At 69.9% G+C, this 21953-nt stretch carries 14 protein-coding genes; 8 read left to right on the top strand and 6 right to left on the bottom strand.

The window, feature by feature from the left end:
• Nucleotides 1–160: 160 nt before the first annotated feature.
• From CFB47_RS06505 to CFB47_RS06495, 3 genes are all read left to right on the top strand, one after another.
• Nucleotides 161–415 (top strand): hypothetical protein, encoded by a 255-nt coding sequence (locus CFB47_RS06505; protein ID WP_089424922.1) that lies wholly within the window; start codon nt 161–163, stop codon nt 413–415.
• A 151-nt stretch (nt 416–566) separates the two neighbouring features.
• A complete protein-coding gene (locus CFB47_RS06500) occupies nt 567–1493 on the top strand; it encodes a DMT family transporter (RefSeq protein WP_089439633.1) in 927 nt (308 codons plus the stop codon).
• Nucleotides 1494–1947: 454 nt separating this feature from the next.
• Nucleotides 1948–3228, top strand: a complete 1281-nt coding sequence (locus tag CFB47_RS06495) for an EAL domain-containing protein (RefSeq protein ID WP_089456570.1) — start codon at nt 1948–1950, stop codon at nt 3226–3228.
• Nucleotides 3229–3286: 58 nt separating this feature from the next.
• Here CFB47_RS06495 and arfB read toward each other — a convergent pair whose 3' ends face one another.
• Genes arfB through recC form a run of 4 tightly spaced genes read right to left on the bottom strand, consistent with a single transcriptional unit; the run spans nt 3287 to nt 13048 of the window.
• Nucleotides 3287–3691 (bottom strand): alternative ribosome rescue aminoacyl-tRNA hydrolase ArfB, encoded by a 405-nt coding sequence (gene arfB, locus CFB47_RS06490; protein ID WP_011351491.1) that lies wholly within the window; start codon nt 3689–3691, stop codon nt 3287–3289.
• The gene (locus CFB47_RS06485; RefSeq protein ID WP_089461368.1) at nt 3688–6000 is read right to left on the bottom strand and encodes an AAA family ATPase; all 2313 of its coding nucleotides are present in this window, start codon (nt 5998–6000) and stop codon (nt 3688–3690) included. Before CFB47_RS06485 ends, arfB begins: the two co-directional genes overlap by 4 nt.
• 2 nt (nt 6001–6002) lie before the next feature.
• Entirely contained in the window at nt 6003–9713 is a 3711-nt protein-coding gene (recB, locus tag CFB47_RS06480) for an exodeoxyribonuclease V subunit beta (protein WP_089460683.1), read from the bottom strand.
• Nucleotides 9710–13048: an exodeoxyribonuclease V subunit gamma gene (gene recC / locus CFB47_RS06475; RefSeq protein WP_089460682.1), complete on the bottom strand. Its 3339-nt coding sequence runs from the start codon at nt 13046–13048 to the stop codon at nt 9710–9712. The genes recB and recC overlap by 4 nt, the downstream gene beginning before the upstream one ends.
• A gap of 182 nt (nt 13049–13230) precedes the next feature.
• On the opposite strand from recC, the gene CFB47_RS06470 reads away from it, so the two are divergent.
• Nucleotides 13231–15522: an FUSC family membrane protein gene (locus CFB47_RS06470; protein ID WP_089460681.1), complete on the top strand. Its 2292-nt coding sequence runs from the start codon at nt 13231–13233 to the stop codon at nt 15520–15522.
• A gap of 287 nt (nt 15523–15809) precedes the next feature.
• Nucleotides 15810–17177, top strand: a complete 1368-nt coding sequence (locus tag CFB47_RS06465; RefSeq protein ID WP_089460680.1) for an amino acid permease — start codon at nt 15810–15812, stop codon at nt 17175–17177.
• A gap of 147 nt (nt 17178–17324) precedes the next feature.
• Here CFB47_RS06465 and CFB47_RS06460 read toward each other — a convergent pair whose 3' ends face one another.
• Nucleotides 17325–17486 carry a hypothetical protein gene (locus CFB47_RS06460; protein ID WP_006476417.1) on the bottom strand — a complete coding sequence of 54 codons (162 nt, stop codon included), beginning with the start codon at nt 17484–17486 and terminating at the stop codon, nt 17325–17327.
• Nucleotides 17487–17729: 243 nt separating this feature from the next.
• Between CFB47_RS06460 and CFB47_RS06450 the strand changes: the two genes are divergently transcribed.
• From CFB47_RS06450 to CFB47_RS06440, 3 genes are read left to right on the top strand one after another with little or no spacing between them, the layout of a single operon-like run.
• Nucleotides 17730–18773, top strand: a complete 1044-nt coding sequence (locus CFB47_RS06450; protein WP_089460679.1) for a Fe(3+) ABC transporter substrate-binding protein — start codon at nt 17730–17732, stop codon at nt 18771–18773.
• Nucleotides 18763–20454 carry an iron ABC transporter permease gene (locus CFB47_RS06445; protein ID WP_089460678.1) on the top strand — a complete coding sequence of 564 codons (1692 nt, stop codon included), beginning with the start codon at nt 18763–18765 and terminating at the stop codon, nt 20452–20454. The genes CFB47_RS06450 and CFB47_RS06445 overlap by 11 nt, the downstream gene beginning before the upstream one ends.
• 4 nt (nt 20455–20458) lie before the next feature.
• The gene (locus CFB47_RS06440) at nt 20459–21232 is read left to right on the top strand and encodes an ABC transporter ATP-binding protein (protein WP_089460677.1); all 774 of its coding nucleotides are present in this window, start codon (nt 20459–20461) and stop codon (nt 21230–21232) included.
• Between the two features lie 55 nt (nt 21233–21287).
• Here CFB47_RS06440 and CFB47_RS06435 read toward each other — a convergent pair whose 3' ends face one another.
• Complete coding sequence (locus CFB47_RS06435; RefSeq protein WP_069247564.1) at nt 21288–21758, bottom strand: Lrp/AsnC family transcriptional regulator; 471 nt, start codon at nt 21756–21758, stop codon at nt 21288–21290.
• Nucleotides 21759–21953: the final 195 nt, after the last annotated feature.

The raw sequence follows: 21953 nt of genomic DNA, 5'->3' as shown, positions 1-21953 counted from the left end.
GCGTTTTCGCGGTGCGGAAGCGCCGTTTTCGTCTGTGGTGCCGCAACAGGCGCGGCCGCTCCCCCCGGAAATGATCGGTTACCGTTTCTCATACCGTGTCATCGGGACTCGGCCTAAGCTTCAAGCATCTGCCGATCGCCGGCTCCGCCGGAGACACATCATGAACAGGACCCTCGTCGCCGCGGCGCTTGCCTGCACGACGCTTGCCGGCTGCTATTACCCGTACGGCTATTATCCGGGCGGCTATTACACGGCGGCGCCGGTGCCGGTGCAGCCCGCGCCCGTGTATGTCGATCCGGCCCCCGCCTACTACTATCCGGCGCCGGCCTATGCGCCAGCATGGGGCGGTTATTGGGGCCCGGCGCTGTCGCTCAATTTCGGCTTCGGCGGACGCGGCGGCTGGCGCCATCACTAATCTGACCGGCCGCGCCGCACGAGGCGGAGCGTCTGCGGCCCGGCGGCAAACCGGCGGAATGACCGTTTCTTGTCGTTTCATCCGATCGTGAAACGACGGGCAGTAACGCGGTGTAAGATTCCTCGCATCCCGTCCCCGCCCTCGCCGATCGATGTCACCCAAGAACGCTTTCCTGCTGACCGTGCTCGCCGCCCTGTGGGGCGCGTCCTTCCTGTTCATCCGCGTCGGCGTGGTCGATTTCGGCGTCGCGCCGCTGATGGCGTTGCGCGTGGGCATCGGCGCGCTGTTTCTCGCCGGCTTCGCGCTGACGCGCTTCAAACCCGCCGATCTCGGCGCCCGGCTGCGCCGGCATGCGTGGCCGTTGTTCGTCGTCGGCGCGCTGAACTCGGGCATCCCGTTCTGCCTGTTCGCGTTCGCCGAACTGACGCTGTCGGCCGGCGTGACGTCGGTGATCAACGCGACGACGCCGCTGTGGGGCGCGCTCGTCGCCTACCTGTGGCTGAAGGACAAGCTGTCGCTGCCGCGCGCGCTCGGGCTCGTGATCGGTTTCGCCGGCGTGCTCACGCTCGTGTGGAACCAGATCGCGAATGCGCACGGCGAAACGGGCGCCGCCGCGACCGCGCTCGCCGCCGCTGCAGCGCTCGGCGCGACGCTGCTGTACGGCATCGCGGCCAACTACACGAAGCGCAAGTTGACCGGCGTCGATCCGCTCGTCAACGCGACCGGCAGCATGATCGGCTCGACCGTCCTGCTGCTGCCGTTCGCGATCGCCACGTGGCCTGCCGCGCCGGTCAGCGCGCACGCATGGGGCTCGGTGCTCGCGCTGGGCGTCGCCTGCACCGGCATCGCGTATTTCATCTTCTTCCACCTGATCGCGCACATCGGCCCCGCGCGGGCGATTACCGTGACGTTCGTGATTCCCGTGTTCGGCCTGCTGTGGGGCGCGCTGTTCCTCGGCGAACACGTGTCGGCCGTGATGATCGAAGGCTGCGTGATCGTGCTCGTCGGCACCGCGCTCGCGACCGGCGCGATCAAGCGGATTCCCGGGATCCGGCCGCGCAGCGGCGAAGCGACCTGACGATACATTCGGGTGCACGCGCCGCCATCGTTCCGGCCGTGATGCGTGACGACCGGGCGCCGGCTATTCATCGCCGCGCCCTCGAATAGTGCCGCGGCGCAGCCGGCATTCCGCTGACGGCGAGCTTCGTTCGCCATTTGGCGGCTGTCTGCATTTCCCGCCTCGCCTTGCCGCGCATGCCATGCTGCCCGATTGTCATGTGCGGCGGCGACGCCCGACGCGACGCGGCGGTCATGCGCTGCGCGCATGGGAGCGGCGCCGGCCGCAGTGCCGTTCCCGCGTGTGTCTGGAGTTTCCCTGATACGCGAGCCGCCGCATTCCCGTTACACTTCGGACACTTACCCGCAGAAGGCGGTCTCGATGTCCCACGTCCTTTCGCGTCCGCCGGCGCGTGCGACTGCTTCAGCGTGGCGGCGCGCTGCCGTTGCGCCGCTTGGCCCCGGGCACCGTTGACATGAAGCCCGCCCGCGACCTCTCGCTCGACTCCCTGCTCGAACGCCTCACGCCGACGCCCGGCGGCTGGGTCGCCACCTATCGCACCACGACATTGCGCAGCGTGTTCCAGCCCGTGCTGTCGATCACGCACAAGCGGGTCGTCGGCTACGAGGCGCTGCTGCGCGTCGTCGATCCGAACGGCGCACTGATCTCGCCCGCCGCGCTGTTCGACAAGACGCGCGCCGACGCCGACGCGCTGCTGCTCGACCGGCTCGCGCGCTGCCTGCACACGGCCAACTTCATCGCGCAGGGTATCGGCGACGGCTGGCTGTTCCTGAACGTCAACCCGCGCGTGCTCGACTCGGGCCTCGTGCAGCGCGAATTCGTCGAAGCGCTGTGCCGGCATTTCGCGCTGCCGCCGAACCGCATCGTGCTGGAAGTCGTCGAACAGCCGTCGCGCGACGAAGCCGAGCTCGCCCGCACGATCGACATGATCCAGCATCGCGACTTCCTGATCGCGATCGACGACTTCGGCACGGGATTCTCGAACTTCGACCGCGTGTGGCGCGCGCGCCCCGACATCGTCAAGCTCGATCGCTCGCTCGTCGTACGCTCGACCGGTTCGGCCGACGATCGCCGCATCATGCATCACCTCGTGTCGATGCTGCATCAGGCCGGTGCGATGGTGCTCGCCGAGGGTGTCGAGAGCGACGACTCGCTGCAGGCGCTGATGGAAGCCGATATCGATTTCGTCCAGGGTTTCCAGTTCGGCCAGCCCGATGCATCGATCGCCCATGCCAGCGCGGCAGCACCCGCGATGCTCGACGCCGCGTGGCAGCGCTTCATCGCGCGCCGGCACACGCCGGTTGCCGCCGAGCAGCCCGGCTTCGACGCGATCGAGCGGCTCGTGCTGTCGGGGGCGGCGGCATTTTCCGCAAGCGGCAACCTGCAGGACGCCGCGCAACGCGTGTTCGCGGTGCCGGCCGCGCGCCGCGTGTTCGTCACCGACGAAACCGGCGAGCAGTTCCTGCCGTCGATCGGCGCGCGCGCCGACGACGGCCAGGCGGGCGTCACCCGCCTTTCACCGCTCTTCCCGGAAACCCACAGCAACTGGTCGCGGCGCCCGTATTTCCAGCGCGCGATCGCCGCGCCCGGACGCGTCGCGCTGATGGGCCCGCACTTCTCGCTGACGGAAGGCCGCGACTGCTATACGGCCGCCGTCGCGATCCGCGCGCAGAGCCGGCTGGTCGTGTTCTGCGTCGACTTCGTGCTCGACAGCGCCGGGACCGTCATGCGCTAATCGGTGCGATGGCAAGCGTTCGGCTGTCGCGCCCGCCGTTCGTCGGCGCATCCATTCGTCAGTCGGTCACCTTCCCTCGTCCCGACTTCACCACGCTGCGGCGCGACTTGTGCTCGAGCCGTCGCTCCTTCGACGCACGCGTGGGCCGCGTGGCGACCCGCGCACGCGGCGTGAATGCAACGCCGCTGATCAACGCATCGAGTCGCGCCAGCGCGGCTTCGCGATTCTTCTCCTGGGTGCGATATTCCTGCGACTTGATCACGACGATGCCGTCACGCGTGATGCGCTGGTCGGACAGCGCGAGGAGCCGCTCCTTGATGACGGGCGGCAACGACGACGCGCGGATATCGAAGCGCAGGTGGATCGCGCTCGACACCTTGTTCACGTTCTGCCCGCCCGCGCCCTGCGCGCGCACGGCCGTCCATTCGACTTCGGCCGGATCGAGCGTATAGCGGATCATCATCGCGCAGCCTCCCCGCGGCGCCGTGCAAGCGCCTCGTCGACGCGTGCCGCGAGCCCCGAATCGCGCTGCGTGCGCGTCGCGACCGCCTGCGCGAGTACGCGCCGAGACCCGATCACCTGCACACGTGTGCGGGCACGCGTGACGGCCGTATAGACGAGCTCACGCGTGAGCACGCGGCCGAACGAAGCCGGCAGCACGAGCGCGGCTTCGTCGAATTCCGAGCCCTGCGACTTGTGGACCGTCAGCGCGAACGCGGTTTCATGCGGCGGCAGCGCGGCCGGCGACACCGCGCGCGCGGTGCCGTCCGCACGCTTGAACCACACGCGCAGCACGCCGTGCGCGTCGGGCAGCGCAATGCCGATATCGCCGTTGAACAGCCCGAGCGCATAGTCGTTGCGCGTCACCATGATCGGCCGCCCCGTGAACCAGTGCGCGCCGACCGCCAGCGGCACGCGCGCCGCGTGGCGCACGTGCGCGGCCACGAGCGCATTGACGTGCTCCGCGCCGCGCAAGCCGCTACGGGTCGCGCACAGGATCCGGAACCGGTTGAGCGCGTCGAACAGCGGCAGCGGATCGGGCGCCGGCGCGGCCAGTGTGTCGCGCAACGCGTCGAGGTAAGCGCCGAAGCGCCGCGCGAGCCGCTCGACCGTCGACGACGCGAGCGACTCGCCCGCATCGTCATGGAATGACGCGGCGGCCGAATCGTCGGCGGGCAGCGCGTCGAGCGCGGCCTGCACGTCGCCGCTGCGGATCGCGAGCGACAGCCGGCCGATCGGCGAATCGAGACCGAAGCGGTAATTGCGTTCGAGCCAGACCACGCAGTCGGCGAGCGGTGCGGGTGCAGGTGCAGGTGCGGGCGTGGCGGGCGCGGCGGCGGGTTCGCCCGGCGGTATCGATGTGATCGATGCAAGCGCCACGTCGCCCGCGTCGAACGGCGGCAGCTCGACGGCGTCGAGCCACGCAAGTTCGTCGACCTCGATCCACGCGGGGGCGTCGCCTGGCTCGCCGGCCTCACCCGGCTCACCGGTTTCGGTCAGCGCCGGATCTACGGCCGGCGGCGGCGCGACGCTGGACGGCGAACTGTCGTCATCCTGCGGCTCGTCGTCGAAAAGCGATGCCTGTCGCACGTCGACCTTCCGTCGCGAAGCTGGTTTGCGCATAGCGGCCGCAGCACGCGCCGGCGCCTCGACCGCGGCGGAAGCCGGATGCGCAGCGGGAGCGGCGGCGGTCGCGGCGGCGTCCTGCACCGGCAGCGCCGCGACGAATGCCGCCTCGTCGATGCCGAGCGCCCGCGCGATGCGCGTGCGCGCCGCGGCGGTAAACGCCGGTCGCGCGCTCAACTCCGCGAACACGGCGCCCGCCTCGACCGCGGCCAGTTGGTCCTTGTCGCCGAGCAGCACGAGCCGCGCACCCGGCGCGAGCGCATCGAGCAGATGCGCGGCGAGCGCGACGTCGATCATCGACGCCTCGTCCACGACGATCAGGTCGTACGGCAACGGATTGTCGCGATGATGCCGGAACCCGGCCGCCCCGCCGCCGCCCAGCAACCGATGCAGCGTGAACGACGTCTCCGGCAGGCGCGCCGCAAGTTCGGGCGGCAGGTCGCCGGCCCGCGCGTGCAGCGCTTCCTGCATCCGTTGCGCGGCCTTGCCGGTCGGTGCGGCCAGCGCAACGCGCAGCCCCGGATGCGCGTCGAGCAGACAGGCCAGCACGCCGACGACGGTCGTCGTCTTGCCCGTGCCCGGGCCGCCGCTGACGATCGTCACGCGGCCCGTCAGCGCGACGATCGCCGCGACGCGCTGCCAGTCGACTTCGCCGGTTGCCGGCCCGAAGTAACGCGCGAGGCTGTCGCGCAACCGGTCGGGCGCGAGACCTTCGTCCGGCGCGGCCACGCCGGCCTGCGCGACGAGCGCATCGGCAAGCCGCCGCTCGTAGTCGAAATAGCGCGACAGGTACAGGTGGTCGTGGCGGTCGACGATCAGCGGCCGCTCGTCACCGCGTGCGAGCGTGCCGAACGCGACCACGCCGCTCGCGGCAAGCGCCGCGCGGACTTCGTCGAGCGGGGCTTCGTAGCGCTGCGCGAGCGCGCCGAGCGCGACGCACACGTGGCCGCCCGCGGTCGCACGACTCGTCGCGAACGCGGCACGCGCCGCCCAGCGCGCGGCCGCGGCCGGCGCACCGGCGCGACGAGCCAGATCGCCGATGCGGCGCGCAAACCCTTCCGCGAGCGCGATGCCGAAATCGGCGGGTTCGGGCAGCCGCGCGACGAGGCCGCCGGTAAATTCGAGCGTGTCGTCCTGCGCGTTCACGTTCATGCGCGGCCCCCTTCCATCATCCGGTCGAGTGCGTCGACGAGCGCGCGCTCGGGCCGCCGCGCATGCACGCCGGCCGGTTCGCCGCCGCTGCGCCAGTCGGGCCGTACACCGCGCACGAACAGGTACAGGTAGCCCGCGATATGCGTGTCGTAGTCATAGTCGGGCAGCCGCCCGCGCAGATAGCGGTGCAGTGCGACCGTATAGAGCAGCGCCTGCAGGTGATACGCGTGATCGGCCATCGCGACGTCGAGCGCGCGCGGACCATAGGCGTCCGGCGTCGTGCCGAGATGGTTCGACTTCCAGTCGACGATCCAGAAGCGGCCGTCGTGTTCGACGATCATGTCGATGAAACCCTTGATGAAACCGGCGAGCATGCCCGCCTCCAGTGCAACGTCCGGATAGCCGTGCGCGACCAGCAGCCGGCGCAGCGCCATCAGGTCGAGCGCGGGCGCCGGGAACAGGAAACCCATTTCGTCGAGCCGCTTCGCGGGATCGAGATCGGCGAGCCGCATGCCCGGCACGAGCTCGGTGTGCACGACATCGTCGACCAGCTGCACCATCATCGCCGGCAGGCGTGCGGCCAGCTCGGGCACGGCCTCGACCGGCCGGTCGTGCAGCGCGCCGAGCGCGGCCCTGGGCCACGACTCGGGATCCGTGAAGCGGCTGAGCTCGAACAGGCGGTGCAGGCACTCGCCGGCCGCCGCGCCGCGCGGGAACACGAGGATATCGTCGTCCGGCGGCTCGGGCGCAACCGTATCGGCCAACAGCCATTCGCCATCCGGCGCCACCGCGGCAAGCGCATCGTGATCGGGCCGCAGCTCGTCATCGGGCACGGCAGCGACGCCCGCCTCCTCGCGCGCCATCGACGCGGTCAGCGAACTGAAGCTGGCCATCCGCCACGCATCGCGCAGCACGCGCGTCGCATGGCGCGCCGCGAGCGTCTGCGATGCGTCGTGCCCGGCCGCGAGGCGCTCGGGGCGCACAGGCGCCGGCAGCGGCGCGACGCTCACGGGGCCACCCGCGAGCGCCTGCCACGCCGTATCGAGCGCGGCTTCGTCGGGCGGCTCGTCGAGCCACGCATCGAACGACTGGCCGGCGCCCGCGACGAGCCAGTTCAGCACGCTGCGTCGTGATTCACGCGTCGAACGCGACGACAGGTACGGCCCGGCGACGACGTAGCAGCGATAGACCGCGCGCGTGAGCGCCACGTAGACGAGCCGCGCGCGTTCCGCCGCCTGCTCGCGCAGCGCCTGCCGCGCCGCATGCTCGGCTGCCTCCTCGTCGCACCCGTAATGCAGCACCGCGTCGCCCGCATCGTCGTGATACTCGCGCGCATCGGGCAATGCGGACGCGGGCAGCTCGCGCAACCCGCCGTCGTTCAGGAACGGACAGAACACGATCGCGTATTCGAGGCCTTTCGACTTGTGCACGGTGACGATCTGCACGAGGTTGCGATCGGATTCGAGCCGCAGCTGCGCTTCCTCGCCGCCGCCGTCGAGCCGTTGCGCGGCGAGCCAGCGCAGCGTCGGCGCGATGCCCGGCTGCGCGGACGCGCGTGCCTGCGTCAGTTCGGCCAGATGGTTGATGTCGGTCACGCGACGCTCGCCGTCCGCGCCGGCCATCAGGCGCTCGGCAATCCGCAGCTCCCGCGTGAACGTGCGCCACATCACCGCGAAGCCGCGTTCGCGCCACAACAGCCGATACCGCGAGAAGCGCTCGACCCAGCTCATCGCGTCGGCGCTGTCCGCCGCCGATGCTTCCCGTTGCGCGTCGCCGTCGCCCTGCTCCATCCGCCACAGCGCGCCGGCATCGAGGCCGAACCAGTCGGATGCGAGCGCCGCGCGCAAGCGCCGCAGGTCGCCTGGCGCATCGATCGCTGCCAGCACACGTTCGAGCTGCTCGGCGTCATGGGTCGAGAACACCGAAGCCTGCGCCAGTTCGACGCTGCCGATGCCCCACGTGGCCAGCACGCGCTTCACGAGACTGCCCTGCCGGTGCGTCTGCACCAGCACCGCGATGTCGCCCGGCGACAGCGGTGTCTCGCCGAGCCGCACGCGCCCTTCGCGCGCGCCGCGCATCAGCCGTGCGATCTCGGCCGCGCAGGCCTGAGCGGCCTGCGCCTGCGCGTCGCGCTTGAGCAACGTGCCTTCGCCGCCCGGCAACGCCCACACCCGGAAGTCGCCGGCCGGGCCCGGATCGGTTGCGTCGACGAACGGCGCACGCACGCGTGTGCCGGCACGTACCGCGTAATAGTCGAGCCCGTCGAGCACGAACGCGCGCGGATTCGACATGAAGAAGCGGTTGCATGCATCGACGATCGCGGGCGTCGAACGCTGGTTGACCGCGAGCGTGTAGCACGCGCTCGCCCGCGCGCGCGCGGCGAGATAGGTATGCAGATCGGCCGCGCGGAAGCTGTAGATCGCCTGCTTCGGATCGCCGACCAGGAACAGCGGCCCGCCCGGCGCGAAGATCCGGTCGAAGATCGCGAACTGCAGCGGGTCGGTATCCTGGAACTCGTCGATCAGCGCGGCCGGATAGCGCGCGCGCAGCGTCTCGGCGAGCCACGGATGCGCATGCAGCGCGTGGTACAGGTTCGCGAGCAGATCGTCGAACGAGACGACCCGCCGCGTGCGCTTGCGCTCGGCCAGCTCGCCCGGCGCCATGTCGAGCCATTCGGCGATCAGCGCGAGCCAGCGCGCACGATGCGCGGCCTCGGCCGCGGCCACGGCCGCTTCGAGCGCGTCGGCCACGTCGAAGAATGCGTGTTCGGGCGTCGCGCCGCCTTTTTTCGTGGCCTTCACGAGCGCGGTGCGCGTGAGCTTCAGCGCGGCCTTCGGCAGCGCAACCGTCGCGTCGCCCTGCGTGAAATGCGCGGTCCATGCAGCCAGCGCATCGGCCACGGCCTCGGGTTTGTGCGAGCGTTGGTTGAGCGCGGGTTGCGCGGTGCGCAGCAACGCATCGATCGCGTCGCGCTCGGCGGCCCACATCCGCTCGGCCTCGGCGAAGCATTCGGCGGCCGCCGCCTCGGCCGATTCGTCCGGCTCGGTCACGCCGTCCCAGCGCAGCGCGGCGAGCGGCTTCTTCAGCCGGCGCGCGAGCTGCGCATCGAGCGCGGCCGGGCCGGCGCCCGACTCGACGAGCCAGGTCGCGAAGCCCGGCCAGCGCGCGGCTGCCGGCTCGACACGCGTGCGCCAGAAATCCGCTGCCAGTTCGAAGCGCAGCGACGCATCGTCGGCCTCCATGTCGAACGCGAACGGCATTGCCGCCGCGAACGGCGCTTCCTGCAGCGCGCGCTGGCAGAACGCATGGATCGTATGGATCGCGGCCTGGTCGAACGCGCGCAGCGCACGCCGGATCCGCTTCGCGGCCGTTTCGGGATCGAGCGCGCCGTCTTCGCCGAGCGTGGTTTCCAGCAGACGCTCGATGAACGGATCACCGCCGTCGTCACCGGTGTCGAGCGCATGCGCGAGCTGCGCGAGCCGGCCGCGAATCCGTTCGTGCAGCTCGGCGGTCGCCGCTTTCGTGAAGGTCACGACGAGGATTTGATCCGCACCGAGATCCTTCTCCAGCAGCAGGCGCACATACAACGCGCAGATGTTCCAGGTCTTGCCGGTGCCGGCCGACGCCTCGATCTGGTTGACACCGTCGAGCGGGCACGCGAACACATCGAGTTCGAGCGCCTGCTGCGGCTGCGACACGGCGCTCATGCGACCTCCTTCAGATGGGCGACGAGCGGATCGAACACGAGCCGCGCAAGGGTGCCGAACGGCTCGTCGAGCGACGCATGCGCACCGCGCCACGCGATCGCGATGGCCGGATCGTCGGCTTCGCTCACGACCCGCTCGTTGATCCAGACGCTCGCAGCCTTCGCCTCGCCATCGGACACCCTCGCCCACGCGCTGCGCGGGAAAAACCGCAGCGGCATGCGCCGCCCCGCGCGAAACAGCGCGGCCAGCGGCGCGAGCTGCTCGAGCGGCGCCGCGACGGGCGTCAGCTCGAATGCGCCGCCGCTGCCGAACCACAGCGTGCGGCGCGGGCCGCCAGGCTCCGCCGCGCAGTAGACGAGATGCGCGAGCCACGCGGACAGGTAGTCGCGCGCGCTCGGCCGGGCATAGCGATAGATGATCTGCCCGGCCGGCGTGAGCCGGTTCAGCGTGCCGTGCAGGTCGAGCGGCGCGCTCACCGCGTCGGCCGACAGCCGCGCGTCGTCGGCGCCGAACAGCGCCTGTTCGGTATCCGGCCAGGCCGGCACCACGGTAAGCGTGAACGGCCGCCGCTCCATCCCGTCGGCCAGCGCGCGGCGCACGTTCGACGCAAGTTGCGTCATCGAACCGAGCGCCTGGTCGCGCCACACGGCGCCCGTCGCACCGCCCGGCAGTTCGGGGCTCGCGTCCGCGATGCGCAGCGCGTGATCGAGCACGCCGCCCGCGTCCGACTCGATCAGCAACGGCAGCACGCGCTCGGCGAGCGCATCGCTGCCGGCGAAGTCGAGCGCGAACGGCTCGGTGTCGAGCAGTTCGGCTTGCGCGTCGGCGAGCACGATGCCGAGCCGCGCGCGCAGCAGCGCACGCGCGGGATGGCGCCAGAAGCGTTCGAATTCGCTGAATGCGACAGGCTCGACCGGTTCGGCCGGCAGCGGCTGCGCGAAGAACGGCAGCTCGCGCGGCCCGTCGCGCGACGCCTCGGCGGCCAGCAGCGACGCGAGCGTCGCACGCTCGGCGTCGAAGGAAACGAGTTCGCTGCCGGGCTGGAAATACGCGGCCGCGAACGGTTGCAGCGGATGCTCGACGACGAATGAACGCCGCGCGGCATCGACCGCGTCCGGCGCCGCGTCGGGCCCGGCCGTGACGAGCGCGAGATGGTCGAGCAGTTCGTCGACGAGTGCCGCGGGCGGCAACGGCGCGTTGTCGCGAATGCTGCGGCCCGTGTAGGCAATCATCAACCGGTCGCGCGCGGCGAGCAGCAGGTCGAGAAACAGGTTGCGCTCGTCGTCGCGGCGCTGGCGGTCGCCGAGCTTCGGCAACACGGCCATCAGGTCGAATTCGTCGGCACGCGCGAGGCTCGGCAGCACGCCATCGTCCATCCCGAGCAGGCAGACGACGCGATACGGCAGGCCGCGCAGGCTCGTCAGCGACGAGAACGTGACGCCGCCCCACGGCACGCCGCCGCGCGCCGGATCGTCGAGCGCGGCGGCCAGCCCCGCCCGGACGACGGCCGCCGGCAACGCCTCATCGGGCGCCCCCTCCGTCATCGCGGCCAGCATCGCGTCGAGCGCGTCGCGCACGCCCGCGAGCGCGTCCGCATACGCGGCGCCCGAATCGAAGAACCGCGCGAGCGTATCGGCGAACAGCTCGCTCCAGCCTTGCGGCGTATGCGATTCGGCCAGCCGCCGCGCGAAGCCGTCGAGATCGTCGGTGAAGCGCGCGAGCCGGCCGAGCAGTTCGGCCTCGCTGCCGGTGGCCGCCTCGATCGGCAGCCACGCGCCGACCGGCGCCGCGCCTTCCGGCATCGCATAACCGAGAAAGAGCCGCGCGAGCGCATCGGAGAACGTATGGCGCGGCGACGGCACGGCGGCATCGTCGCTCACGAGCGGCGACAGCCCGCGCCGCGCACCGGCCGCCGCGAGCCAGGTCTGCACCGTCTCCAGCGCCGCCGCATCGATGCCGTAGCGCGCCGCCACCGCGTCGACACGCAGCCATTCGACCAGCTCGGGCGCGCCGACCTGCCGCTCCGGCAACGCGAGCCAGTCGAGCAGCACGCGCGCGACCGGGTTCGCCTGCGACGGCGGCAAGCCGGTGATCCGGTAAGGCACACGCGAGCCGCCGGCGCCGGCCGTGCCGAACACGGCGTCGATCAGCGGCCCGGCGGCCGCGAGATCGGCCACCGCGACGAGCACGTCGGACGGTTGCAGGCTCGCGTCGGCGTCGAACCATGCGAGCAGCCGGTCGTGCAGCACCTCGAGCTGGCGCGCGAGGCTGTGGCACACGTGCACCTCGATCCCGCGCTCGGCCGGCGTGTCGCCGATTTCGGCCTCCGGCTGCAGTTCGAGGATCGCGTTCTGCACGCGCGCGAGCCACGTCGGCGCGGGATTCTCGACGAAACGCGACGCGTCGCCCGATGCGGCGCTTTCAGTCAGCTCGTGCAGCATGTGCAGCTGCGCCTGGGTCTGCCGGCCCCATTCGGCGAGCAGCGGATGGCCGACTTCCTGGTAATCGAGCCGCCCGGCCGCATCGAGCGCCTCGGCATGCGCGGCGGTCACGATGTCGAACCAGAATTCGCGGCACGGGTTCAGCGCATAGACGCGCACGTCGATCCAGCGCGACAGTTCGCGCAACAACGCGACGTGCAGCGGCGGCATCGTCGGCAGCGCGAACACGCTGACCGATTCCGGCCAGTCCGCGCGCGCGATGGCTTCTGGATCGAGATGGCGCGCCTCGACGAGGAAACGGTGCGCCGGCGGCGTGCCGCTGTCGCTCAGTTCCGCGAGCAGTGCGCGCCACAGCGCGGCCTGCCAGCGCTCGTCGTCGCGCGCGGCGTCGCTGATCCCGCGCGGCGCGCCGTCGCTGGCGAGCACGGACTCGCCGGCCTGCCATGCGGCCAGCCATTCGGGACGATAGGTCAGGTAATGATCGAGCACGGCCGCGACGCGGTGTGCCAGCTCGTAGCGCATCGCATCGTCGGACGCGGACAGATACGCGGCCAGCCGCGGCGACGCGAGCCACGGCGCGCCGTCGGCCGCCTGCGCGAACAGCCGGTAGCAGCGCCACACGAGGCGATCGGGTGCGAACGGCGAACGCGCAGGAACCGTCAGCACGCGGCCGATCTGCGCCCACAGCCATTGCGCGAGATAGGTGAACTCGACGTTCGCGCACACGCCGTTGCGCGCGGCGATGTCGAGCTCGAGACGGCGGCGCAGCGCCGCGCTCGGCACGATGACCTGTTGCGGCGCCCACGGGCCATTGCGGGCCGGGAACGCGGCCAGATCCTCGAGCAGCGCGTCGGCCAGCGTTTCGTGACGATTCGAATAGAAGAGATGGAGCATGAAGCGGGCGTCGGAACCTCGCGCCGGCCGGGCCGGGCGAACAGGATCACCAAGGATAGCAAATGGGCCGCCGTCGCGAACCTCGTCCGGACGGCCAGGTTTTACGGATCGCGAAATACGATAGACTCGTCGCCAGTCAAGATGCCGCCCCCGGGCGTCTTCGTCTGCTATTCAGCCCATCGATGCGCTATTCGGTCGAAATCAGAAAGTTTTTCTACAGCCAGTACTTTTTCGGCGGCCTGCGGATCGCGGTCGGCGTCTCGCTGCCGGCCGTGCTGTGCCTGATCGTGTTTCACAACCGGGAGCTCGGCTTCACGATCTCGACGGGCGCGCTCGGCGCCTGTGTCGTCGACATGCCCGGCCCGCTCAAGTACAAGCACAACGAAATGCTCGCTTGCAGCGTGATCGGTTTTCTGGCCGCGCTCGCCACCGGCCTCGCGACACCGAACATCTTCGTGCTGTGGCTCACCATCGTGCCGCTCACCTTCGTGCTGTCGCTGATCGTCGTCTACGGCAACCGCTGGCCGCAGATCAGCTTCGCGACGCTGTTCATGATGGTGATGACGCTCGAGGAGAAGTTCACGCCGCTGCAGGCGTTCATCAATGCCGGCTGGATTCTCGCGGGCGGCCTCTGGTACACGTACTGGGCCACGCTCGTGTCGCAATGGCAGGCGCGCCGCATCGAGCAGCAGGCGCTGGCCGAGAGCCTGTTCGCGTGCGCCGACTACCTGCTCGCGCGTGCGCAGTTCTACGATCTCGATGCCGATCTCGACGAGTGCTACCGCAATCTCGTCGCCAAGCAGATCACGGCGGTCGAAACGCAGGAAACCGCGCGCGACATCGTGCTGCGCAACCTGCCGAAGCTGCGCCGCGGCAAGCTCGACCCCGGCCGCACGACGATGTACAACCTGTTCATCAACAGCGTCGACCTGCACGAGCTGTTCGTCGGCGCCCACACCGACTACCCGCTGGTGCGCAACACGTTCGGCGGCTCCGACCTGATCATTTTCTACCGCGACCTGATCCGCAAGGCGGCTGCCGATCTCGAGGAAATCGGCCTCGCGGTGCTCGAGAACCGCGCACCGCATTCGCGGATCAGCGTGAAGGCCGAGCTGCGCGCGATCGAGTACGAGATCGAGCTGATGCGCAAGAAGAACTTCCCGGCCACCAACGCGGAGGCCTATGCGGCCGTGCTGGCCACGTTCCGGCGCATCTGGAGCGCGACGCGCCTGATCGACCGGATGCGCCGCAACCTGTCGGGCCACGCCGATCCGCAGCAAACCGAACTGAAGATCGACAAGGCGCTCACGCGCTTCCTGCAGCGCCGCCGGATGTCGCCGCTCCTGATCTTCTCGAACCTGAACATGCGCTCGCCGAGCTTCCGCCACGCGCTGCGCGTGACGATCGCGGTCGCGGTCGGGTTCTGGCTCGGCCGGCTGCTGCCGCTCACGAACGCGTACTGGATCGTGATGACGACCATCATCATCCTGAAGCCCGGCTACTCGCTCACCAAGCAGCGCAACGCGGCGCGTATCGTCGGTACGCTGATCGGCTGCGCGGCGAGCGTCGCGCTGATCTACACGGTCAAGGATACGCATCTGCTGATCGCGATCATGTTCGGGTCGATGGTGATGAGCTACAGCCTGCTGCTGTTCAACTACGCGGCGAGCGTCGTGTTCACGTCGTCGTACGTGCTGCTGATGTTCCACCTGCTCGCGCCGGGCAGCATGCGGATCATCGGCGAGCGCGCGATCGACACGGTGGTCGGCTGCATGATCGCGATCGCCGCGAGCCGGCTGTTCCCGTACTGGGAATACCGGCTGATGGGCAAGCAGGTCGCCGACATGCTCACCGCCACCCGCAAGTATTTCGAAGCCGTGTGGCGCGCCGGGCGCGGCATGTCGCCGCCGCCGATGCCGGCCGCCGACGGCGCGGCCGTCGTGCCGGTCGTCGCCGCAGCCATCGAGACGCCGACCACGGCCCTCGACGACGACTACCGCTACCGCCTCGCGCGCAAGGACGTACACATCGCGTTCGCGAATCTCGGGCAGGCGTTCCAGCGGATGATGATCGAGCCGAAGGCGCACCAGCGCTTCGTGCCCGAACTGAACGACCTGCTCGTGCAGACGCACGTGCTCGGCGCGCAGATCACGGCCGCCGCGCCGCTGATCCGCGCAGCCTGCGCGGCCGACGGCAGCATCCTCCACGACGACGCGCTGCATCGCGGCCTCGCCGCCGTGCTCGACAATCTCGAGAAGGCCGAAGCGGGCGAGCCGCCGCCCGCCGACCAGCTCGACGCGTCGAAGCAGATCACGCGCGACCTCGACGCGATGGTCGTGTCCGCGGAGCAATCCGATGCGGTGGGGGCCGAGCTCACGCACGACCTGAAGGTGCTCGCGCACCAGTGCAAGCAGATGCTCGCGTCGTCGCTGCTGATCCGCAAGGATGCGAGCGTGATCCGCCTGCCCGCCTGACCCAGGCTTGACCCCGCCGGTGGCCAGCCCGCGCATGCCGCGGCTCGGCCCCGGCGCTCCCCGATTCAGCGATCCCTGAAGCATGACCCGCCCGTTCCACGCGGCCTGCGCGCTCGAAGCGCGACCGCCCCCCCCATTGCGCCCGGCGCGCCAGTCAGGGAATACCCGATTCCGGTCACCCGGCCCGGCTTGTTATCATTCGTTCACATTTAAGTTGTCTATACAACTTGAGCCAATCGGACCGGCCCCGCTCGCCCGGTCCGTCGCATAACGATATCGGAGACACGATGAAAAACTTGCAGCGCCACCTGAGCGCGCGGCACATCCGCTTTCTCGCGCTGGGTTCGGCGATCGGCACGGGCCTGTTCTACGGGTCGGCATCCGCGATCCAGCTCGCGGGCCCGGCCGTGATCCTGGCGTACATCCTGGGCGGCGCGGCCGTCTATATGGTGATGCGCGCGCTCGGCGAGATGGCCGTGCGCGAACCTGTCGCCGGCTCGTTCGGCCACTACGCGACCGAAAACCTCGGCCCGTTCGCCGGATTCGTCACCGGCTGGACCTACACGCTCGAAATGGTGATCGTCGCGATCGCCGACATCACCGCGTTCGGCATCTACATGGGATTCTGGTTTCCGGATGTCCCGCAATGGATCTGGGTGCTCGGCGTGGTCGCGATCATCTGCGGGCTGAACCTGTGCCACGTGAAGGTGTTCGGCGAGCTCGAGTTCTGGCTGTCGATCATCAAGGTCGGCGCGATCATCGCGATGATCGGCGGCGGCGTCGCGATCCTGCTGACCGGCATGCACTTCGGCCATTCGGCCGACGTGCCGACGTTCGCGAACCTGTGGAACCATGGCGGCTTCCTGCCGAACGGCGTCGGCGGGCTGATCGCGTCGCTGTCGGTCGTGATCTTCGCGTACGGCGGGATCGAGGTGATCGGGATGAGCGCCGGCGAGGCGAAGGATCCGGAGCGCGTGATTCCGCGCGCGATCAACGCGGTGCCCGCGCGCATCCTGCTGTTCTACGTGCTGACGATGGTCGTGCTGATGTCGATCAGCCCGTGGACGGGTGTCGGCAACGACGGCAGCCCGTTCGTGCAGATCTTCTCGGCGCTCGGCGTGAAGTCGGCCGCGACGATCCTCAACCTGGTCGTGATCAGCGCGGCGATCTCCGCGATCAACAGCGACATCTTCGGCGCGGGCCGGATGATGTTCGGGATGGCGCGCCAGGGCCAGGCGCCGGCCGTGCTGATGACGACGTCGCGGCACGGTGTGCCGTGGGTCACGGTGCTCGTGATGGCGGTCGCGCTGCTCGTCGGCGTGCTGCTCAACTACCTGATGCCGAAGGACGTGTTCCTGATGATCGCCGCGATCGCGACGTTCGCCACCGTGTGGGTGTGGCTGATGATCCTGCTGTCGCAGGTCGCGATGCGCCGCCGGCTGTCGAGCGCCGAAGTCGCGGCGCTGAAGTTCAAGGTGCCGTTGTGGCCGGTCGCGCCGGCACTGACGATCGCGTTCATGGGCTTCGTGATCGTGATGCTCGGCTGGTTCGAGGACACGCGCGTCGCGCTGTATGTCGGCGCGGCCTGGCTCGCGCTGCTCGCGGCCGTGTTCTACGCACGGATCCGCCCGAAGTTCGCCCCTGCGTCACGTTGACGCACGACTGACCTGCCTGCGCGGCGCGCCGGTTCCGGCGCCCGCTTCTCTCCCGGCTCCGCGCGGCATCCCGCGCGCCAACAGCCGGGGATTCATCCCCTTCGCCTGCACCTGCGTGCGCGGCCCCGCGGGCCGCGCTTCGGCACGTCAGTGCGACGCCGCGCTCGCGGCCTCGGCCGGATGGGCCTCGTCGTACGCGTGCTTCTGCGAAATCGCGTTGTACAGGATCGTCCCGATCACGAGCAGCACGGCCACGACGATCAGGATGCTCACGTTGCGGACAGGGTTCTTCTTGCGCTGATCGTTCATGGTCGGGGCGACTCCGTCAAATTCATCGAAGCGGGCATTCTACGCGCTTGCGCGCCCGCTGCGACGCGCCGTTCCGATCCCCCTTCTCCGTCCTTCCTCCGGCCGCCGCAAGCTTTCATTTGATAATCGTTCCCATTTCGATCTAGAATCTCGAGTCTTTCATTTTGTAATGTTTCGGGTCGCTCGGGCGGCAGGCGCGCCCCGGAACGCTCCCATCGTCCACCTGCCCCTCCCGGAGTCTTCATGTCGAATCCGCGCACCCGCCTGCTGCCGCTTGCCGGCGCCCTCGCCCTTGCCGCCGCCGCATTCGCGCCGCTGGCCCACGCGGCCGAGGAAGTGAGCCTGTACACGACTCGCGAACCGAAGCTGATCCAGCCGCTCATCGACGCCTTCACGAAGCAGAGCGGCGTCAAGGTCAACACGGTGTTCGTGAAGGACGGCCTGCTCGAGCGCGTGAAGGCGGAAGGCGCGCAGTCGCCGGCCGACGTGCTGATGACGGTCGACGTCGGCAACCTGCTCGATCTCGTCGACGGCGGGCTCACGCAGCCGGTGCGCTCGAAGGCGCTCGACGACGCGATTCCGGCGAACCTGCGCGGCGCGAACGGCGACTGGTACGCGCTGTCGCTGCGCGACCGCGTGCTGTACGTCGAGAAGGACCTGAAGGTCGACGCGTTCCGCTACGAGGATCTCGCCGATCCGAAATGGAAGGGCAAGGTCTGCATCCGCTCGGGCCAGCACCCGTACAACACGGCGCTCGTCGCGGCGATGATCGCGCACGACGGCGAAGCGGCGACCGAGAAGTGGCTGCGCGGCGTGAAGGCGAACCTCGCGCGCAAGGCAACGGGCGGCGACCGCGACGTCGCGCGCGACATCCTTGGCGGCATCTGCGACGTCGGCCTCGCGAACGCGTACTACGTCGGTCACATGAAGAATGCGGAGCGCGGCAGCGACGCGCGCAAGTGGGGCGACGCGATCAAGGTCGTGCGACCGACGTTCGCGAACGCGAAGAGCGGCGGCACGCACGTGAACATCAGCGGCGCGACGGTCGCGAAGCATGCGCCGCACAAGGCCAACGCGGTGAAACTGCTCGAGTACCTCGTGTCGCCGGAAGCGCAGGCGCTGTATGCGCAGGCGAACTACGAATACCCGGTGCGCGCGAACGTGAAGCTCGACCCGGTGATCGCCAGCTTCGGCACGCTGAAGATCGACCCGCTGCCGCTGGCGGACATCGCGAAGCATCGCAAGCAGGCGAGCCAGTTGGTCGACAAGGTCGGTTTTGACAACTGACGCCCCCCCCGCCGGCGCCGCGCGCCGCGCGCCCTGCCGGCCGCGCCTGCTGCCGCGCGCGGGCAGCCTGTGGCTGCTCGCGGCGCTGGCGATCGCCGCGGCGGTCGCGGCGCCGCTCGTGGTGCTCGTGGCCGCCGCGTTCGACGCCGATCTCGCGCACTGGCGCCATCTCGCCGAATTCGTGCTGCCGCAGGCGCTCGTCAATACGTTGCTGCTGCTCGCGGGCGTCGGCGCGATCGTGTCGATCGTCGGCACCGGCTGCGCGTGGCTCGTCACCGCGTACGACTTTCCCGGCCGCCGGATGCTGACGTGGGCGCTGCTGCTGCCGCTCGCGGTTCCCACCTACATCGTCGCGTTCGCGTATCTCGACCTGCTGCACCCGATCGGCCCGGTGCAGGGCGCGATCCGCTGGCTGCTCGGCTTCGACAGCCCGCGCCAGTTCCGCCTGCCCGACCTGCGCTCGCTGCCCGGCGCGATCTTCGTGCTCGGCTTCGTGCTGTATCCGTATGTTTACCTGAGCACGCGCGCGATGTTCGTCACGCAGTCCGCGAGCCTGCTCGAAGCCGCGCGCACGCTCGGCGCGGGACGCATCGCCACGTTCTGGCGCGTCGTCGTGCCGCTCGCGCGGCCCGCGATCGCGGTGGGCGTGAGCCTCGCGCTGCTCGAAACGCTGAACGATATCGGCGCGTCGGAATTCCTCGGCGTGCAAACGCTGACCGTGTCCGTCTACACGACGTGGATCACGCGCTCCGACCTCGCCAGTGCCGCGCAAATCGCCCTTGCGATGCTCGCGATCGTCGTCGGCATGATCGTGCTCGAACGCTACGGGCGCCGCCGCCAGCGCTATGCGCATGGCCGGCGCATGCGGCCGATCGCGCCGCGCCGCCTGACGGGCACGGCCGCGTTGGGCGCCGCCGTGCTCGGCTGGCTGCCCGTGCTGCTCGGCTTCGGCGCACCGGCCGCGTACCTCGCGGTCGAGACGGCCAAGCGGCTGCATCTGGTCGGCGGCGTATCCGCACAACTGATGACGGGGCTCGCGAACACGCTGACGATCGCCACCGCCACCACCGTCGCGACGCTCGCGTGCGGGCTCGTCGTCGCATGGGCCGCGCGCGCGCAACGCGACAGCGCCCGCGCGGGCCCGGCCCGCGTGGGTGCGCGCATCGCCAGCCTCGGCTACGCGGTGCCCGGCACCGTGCTCGCGATCGGCCTGCTGATCCCGTTCGCGGCGGCCGACCGGCTGTTCGGCGCGGTGCTCGGCCGCGACGGGCTGCTGCTGATGGGCTCGTCGGCCGCGCTCGTGATCGCCTATACCGTGCGCTTTCTCGCGATCCCGGCCGGCAGCATCGAGGCCGGCCTCGCGCGCATCCCGCCGTCGCTCGAACAGGCGGCGCGCTCGCTCGGCGAGACGGCCGGCGGCACGCTGCGCCGCGTGCACCTGCCGCTGCTGCGGCCCGCGCTCACGACGAGCGCGCTGCTGGTGTTCGTCGACGCGATGAAGGAATTGCCGGCGACGCTGCTGCTGCGCCCGCTGAACTTCGACACGCTCGCGACCTGGCTGTATGCGGAAGCCGCGCGCGGCACCTACGAGGAAGGCGCGGTCGCCGCGCTCGCGATCGTGCTGGCCGGGCTCGTGCCCGTGATCCTGCTCGCCCGCACCCGCCACAAGATCGGAGCCTGACACCGTGAACCTGCTCGAACTCGATGACCTCTGCCTCGCCTACGACACGCCGCACGGCCGCCGCACCGTGGTCGACGGGCTGAGCCTCGCGCTGCCGCGCGGCGACATCGGCTGCCTGCTTGGCGCGTCCGGCTGCGGCAAGACCACCGTGCTGCGCGCGATCGCCGGCTTCGAGCCGGTGCGCATGGGGCGCATCGTGCTCGACGGCGTGCCCGTCGCGGCGCCATCGCTCGACGTGCCGCCCGAGCGGCGGCGCATCGGCATGATGTTCCAGGATTACGCGCTGTTCCCGCACCTGAGCGCGGCGGACAACGTCGCGTTCGGGCTGCGGCGCATGCCGAAGGCCGAACGGCGCGTGCGTGTCGCGGAAATGCTCGAACTCGTCGGCCTCGCCGATGCCGGCGGCGCGTATCCGCACGAGCTGTCGGGCGGCCAGCAGCAGCGCGTCGCACTCGCGCGTGCGCTCGCACCGTCGCCGGAGCTACTGCTGCTCGACGAGCCGTTCTCGAATCTCGACGTCGATACGCGCGAGCGGCTCGCGTTCGAGCTGCGCGACATCCTGAAACGCACGGGCCACACCGCGATCCTCGTCACGCACAACCAGGCCGAAGCGTTCGCGATCGCCGACCGGATCGGCGTGATGAAGGACGGCCAGCTCGCGCAATGGGATACGCCGTACGCGCTGCATCACCATCCGGCCAGCCCGTTCGTCGCGGATTTCGTGCGCCGCGACGCGCTGGCCGACGAACGCGCGCGCGCACTGGCGCGCGGCCGCTGAACCCGCGGGCGCGATGCGCGCCCGCGCCGTTTCATCGCTGCGTTTCGTTGCCGCGTCAGGCCGGCTCGGCAAGATCGCGCACGGGCAACGCGGTCGAATATTTGATCTGCTCCATCGCGAACGACGAGCTGACGTCGAACAGCGGCACCGCGCGAATCAGCTGCTTGTAGACGCGGTCGTAATCGTCGATGCCGGTTACCACGACGCGCAGCAGGTAATCGGTCTCGCCGCTCATCCGGTACACCTCGACCACTTCCGGCATGTCGCGCACGGCCTGCGTGAAACGCTGCGCCCATTCCTCGGTGTGCTGGTTCGTGCGGATCGCGACGAACACGGTCGTGCCGACCCCGAGCTTGCGCGGATCGCACAGCGCAACCTGCGCGCGAATCGCGCCGGTTTCCTTGAGCCGCTGCACGCGCTTCCAGCACGGCGTCTGCGACAGGTTCACGCGCTGCGCCAGTTCCGCGATCGGTAGCGTGGCGTCCGCCTGCAACAGCTCCAGCAGCTTGCGATCGATGGCGTCCATTTCTCCAGTCCCTCGTAGATAGAAATTTATTCTATGCATCCTGCACAACGGGGAACAATATGAAAACGGCTTCGCCGCGTCGACCGGTATAAATACCGATCCGGTATGCGCGCGCAGCGAGCGAATCTCCGCCACACCGCATGCGCCAAATGAAACAGGCGATTCCGCCCGTGAAAGGGGAATCGCCTGGCGTTC

The sequence above is a fragment of the Burkholderia sp. AU27893 genome, from assembly GCF_002223205.1.
In the GTDB taxonomy this organism is placed as follows: Bacteria; Pseudomonadota; Gammaproteobacteria; order Burkholderiales; family Burkholderiaceae; genus Burkholderia.
Note: the sequence above shows the minus strand (reverse complement) of the source record. Positions and strands in the feature narration are given on the sequence as shown.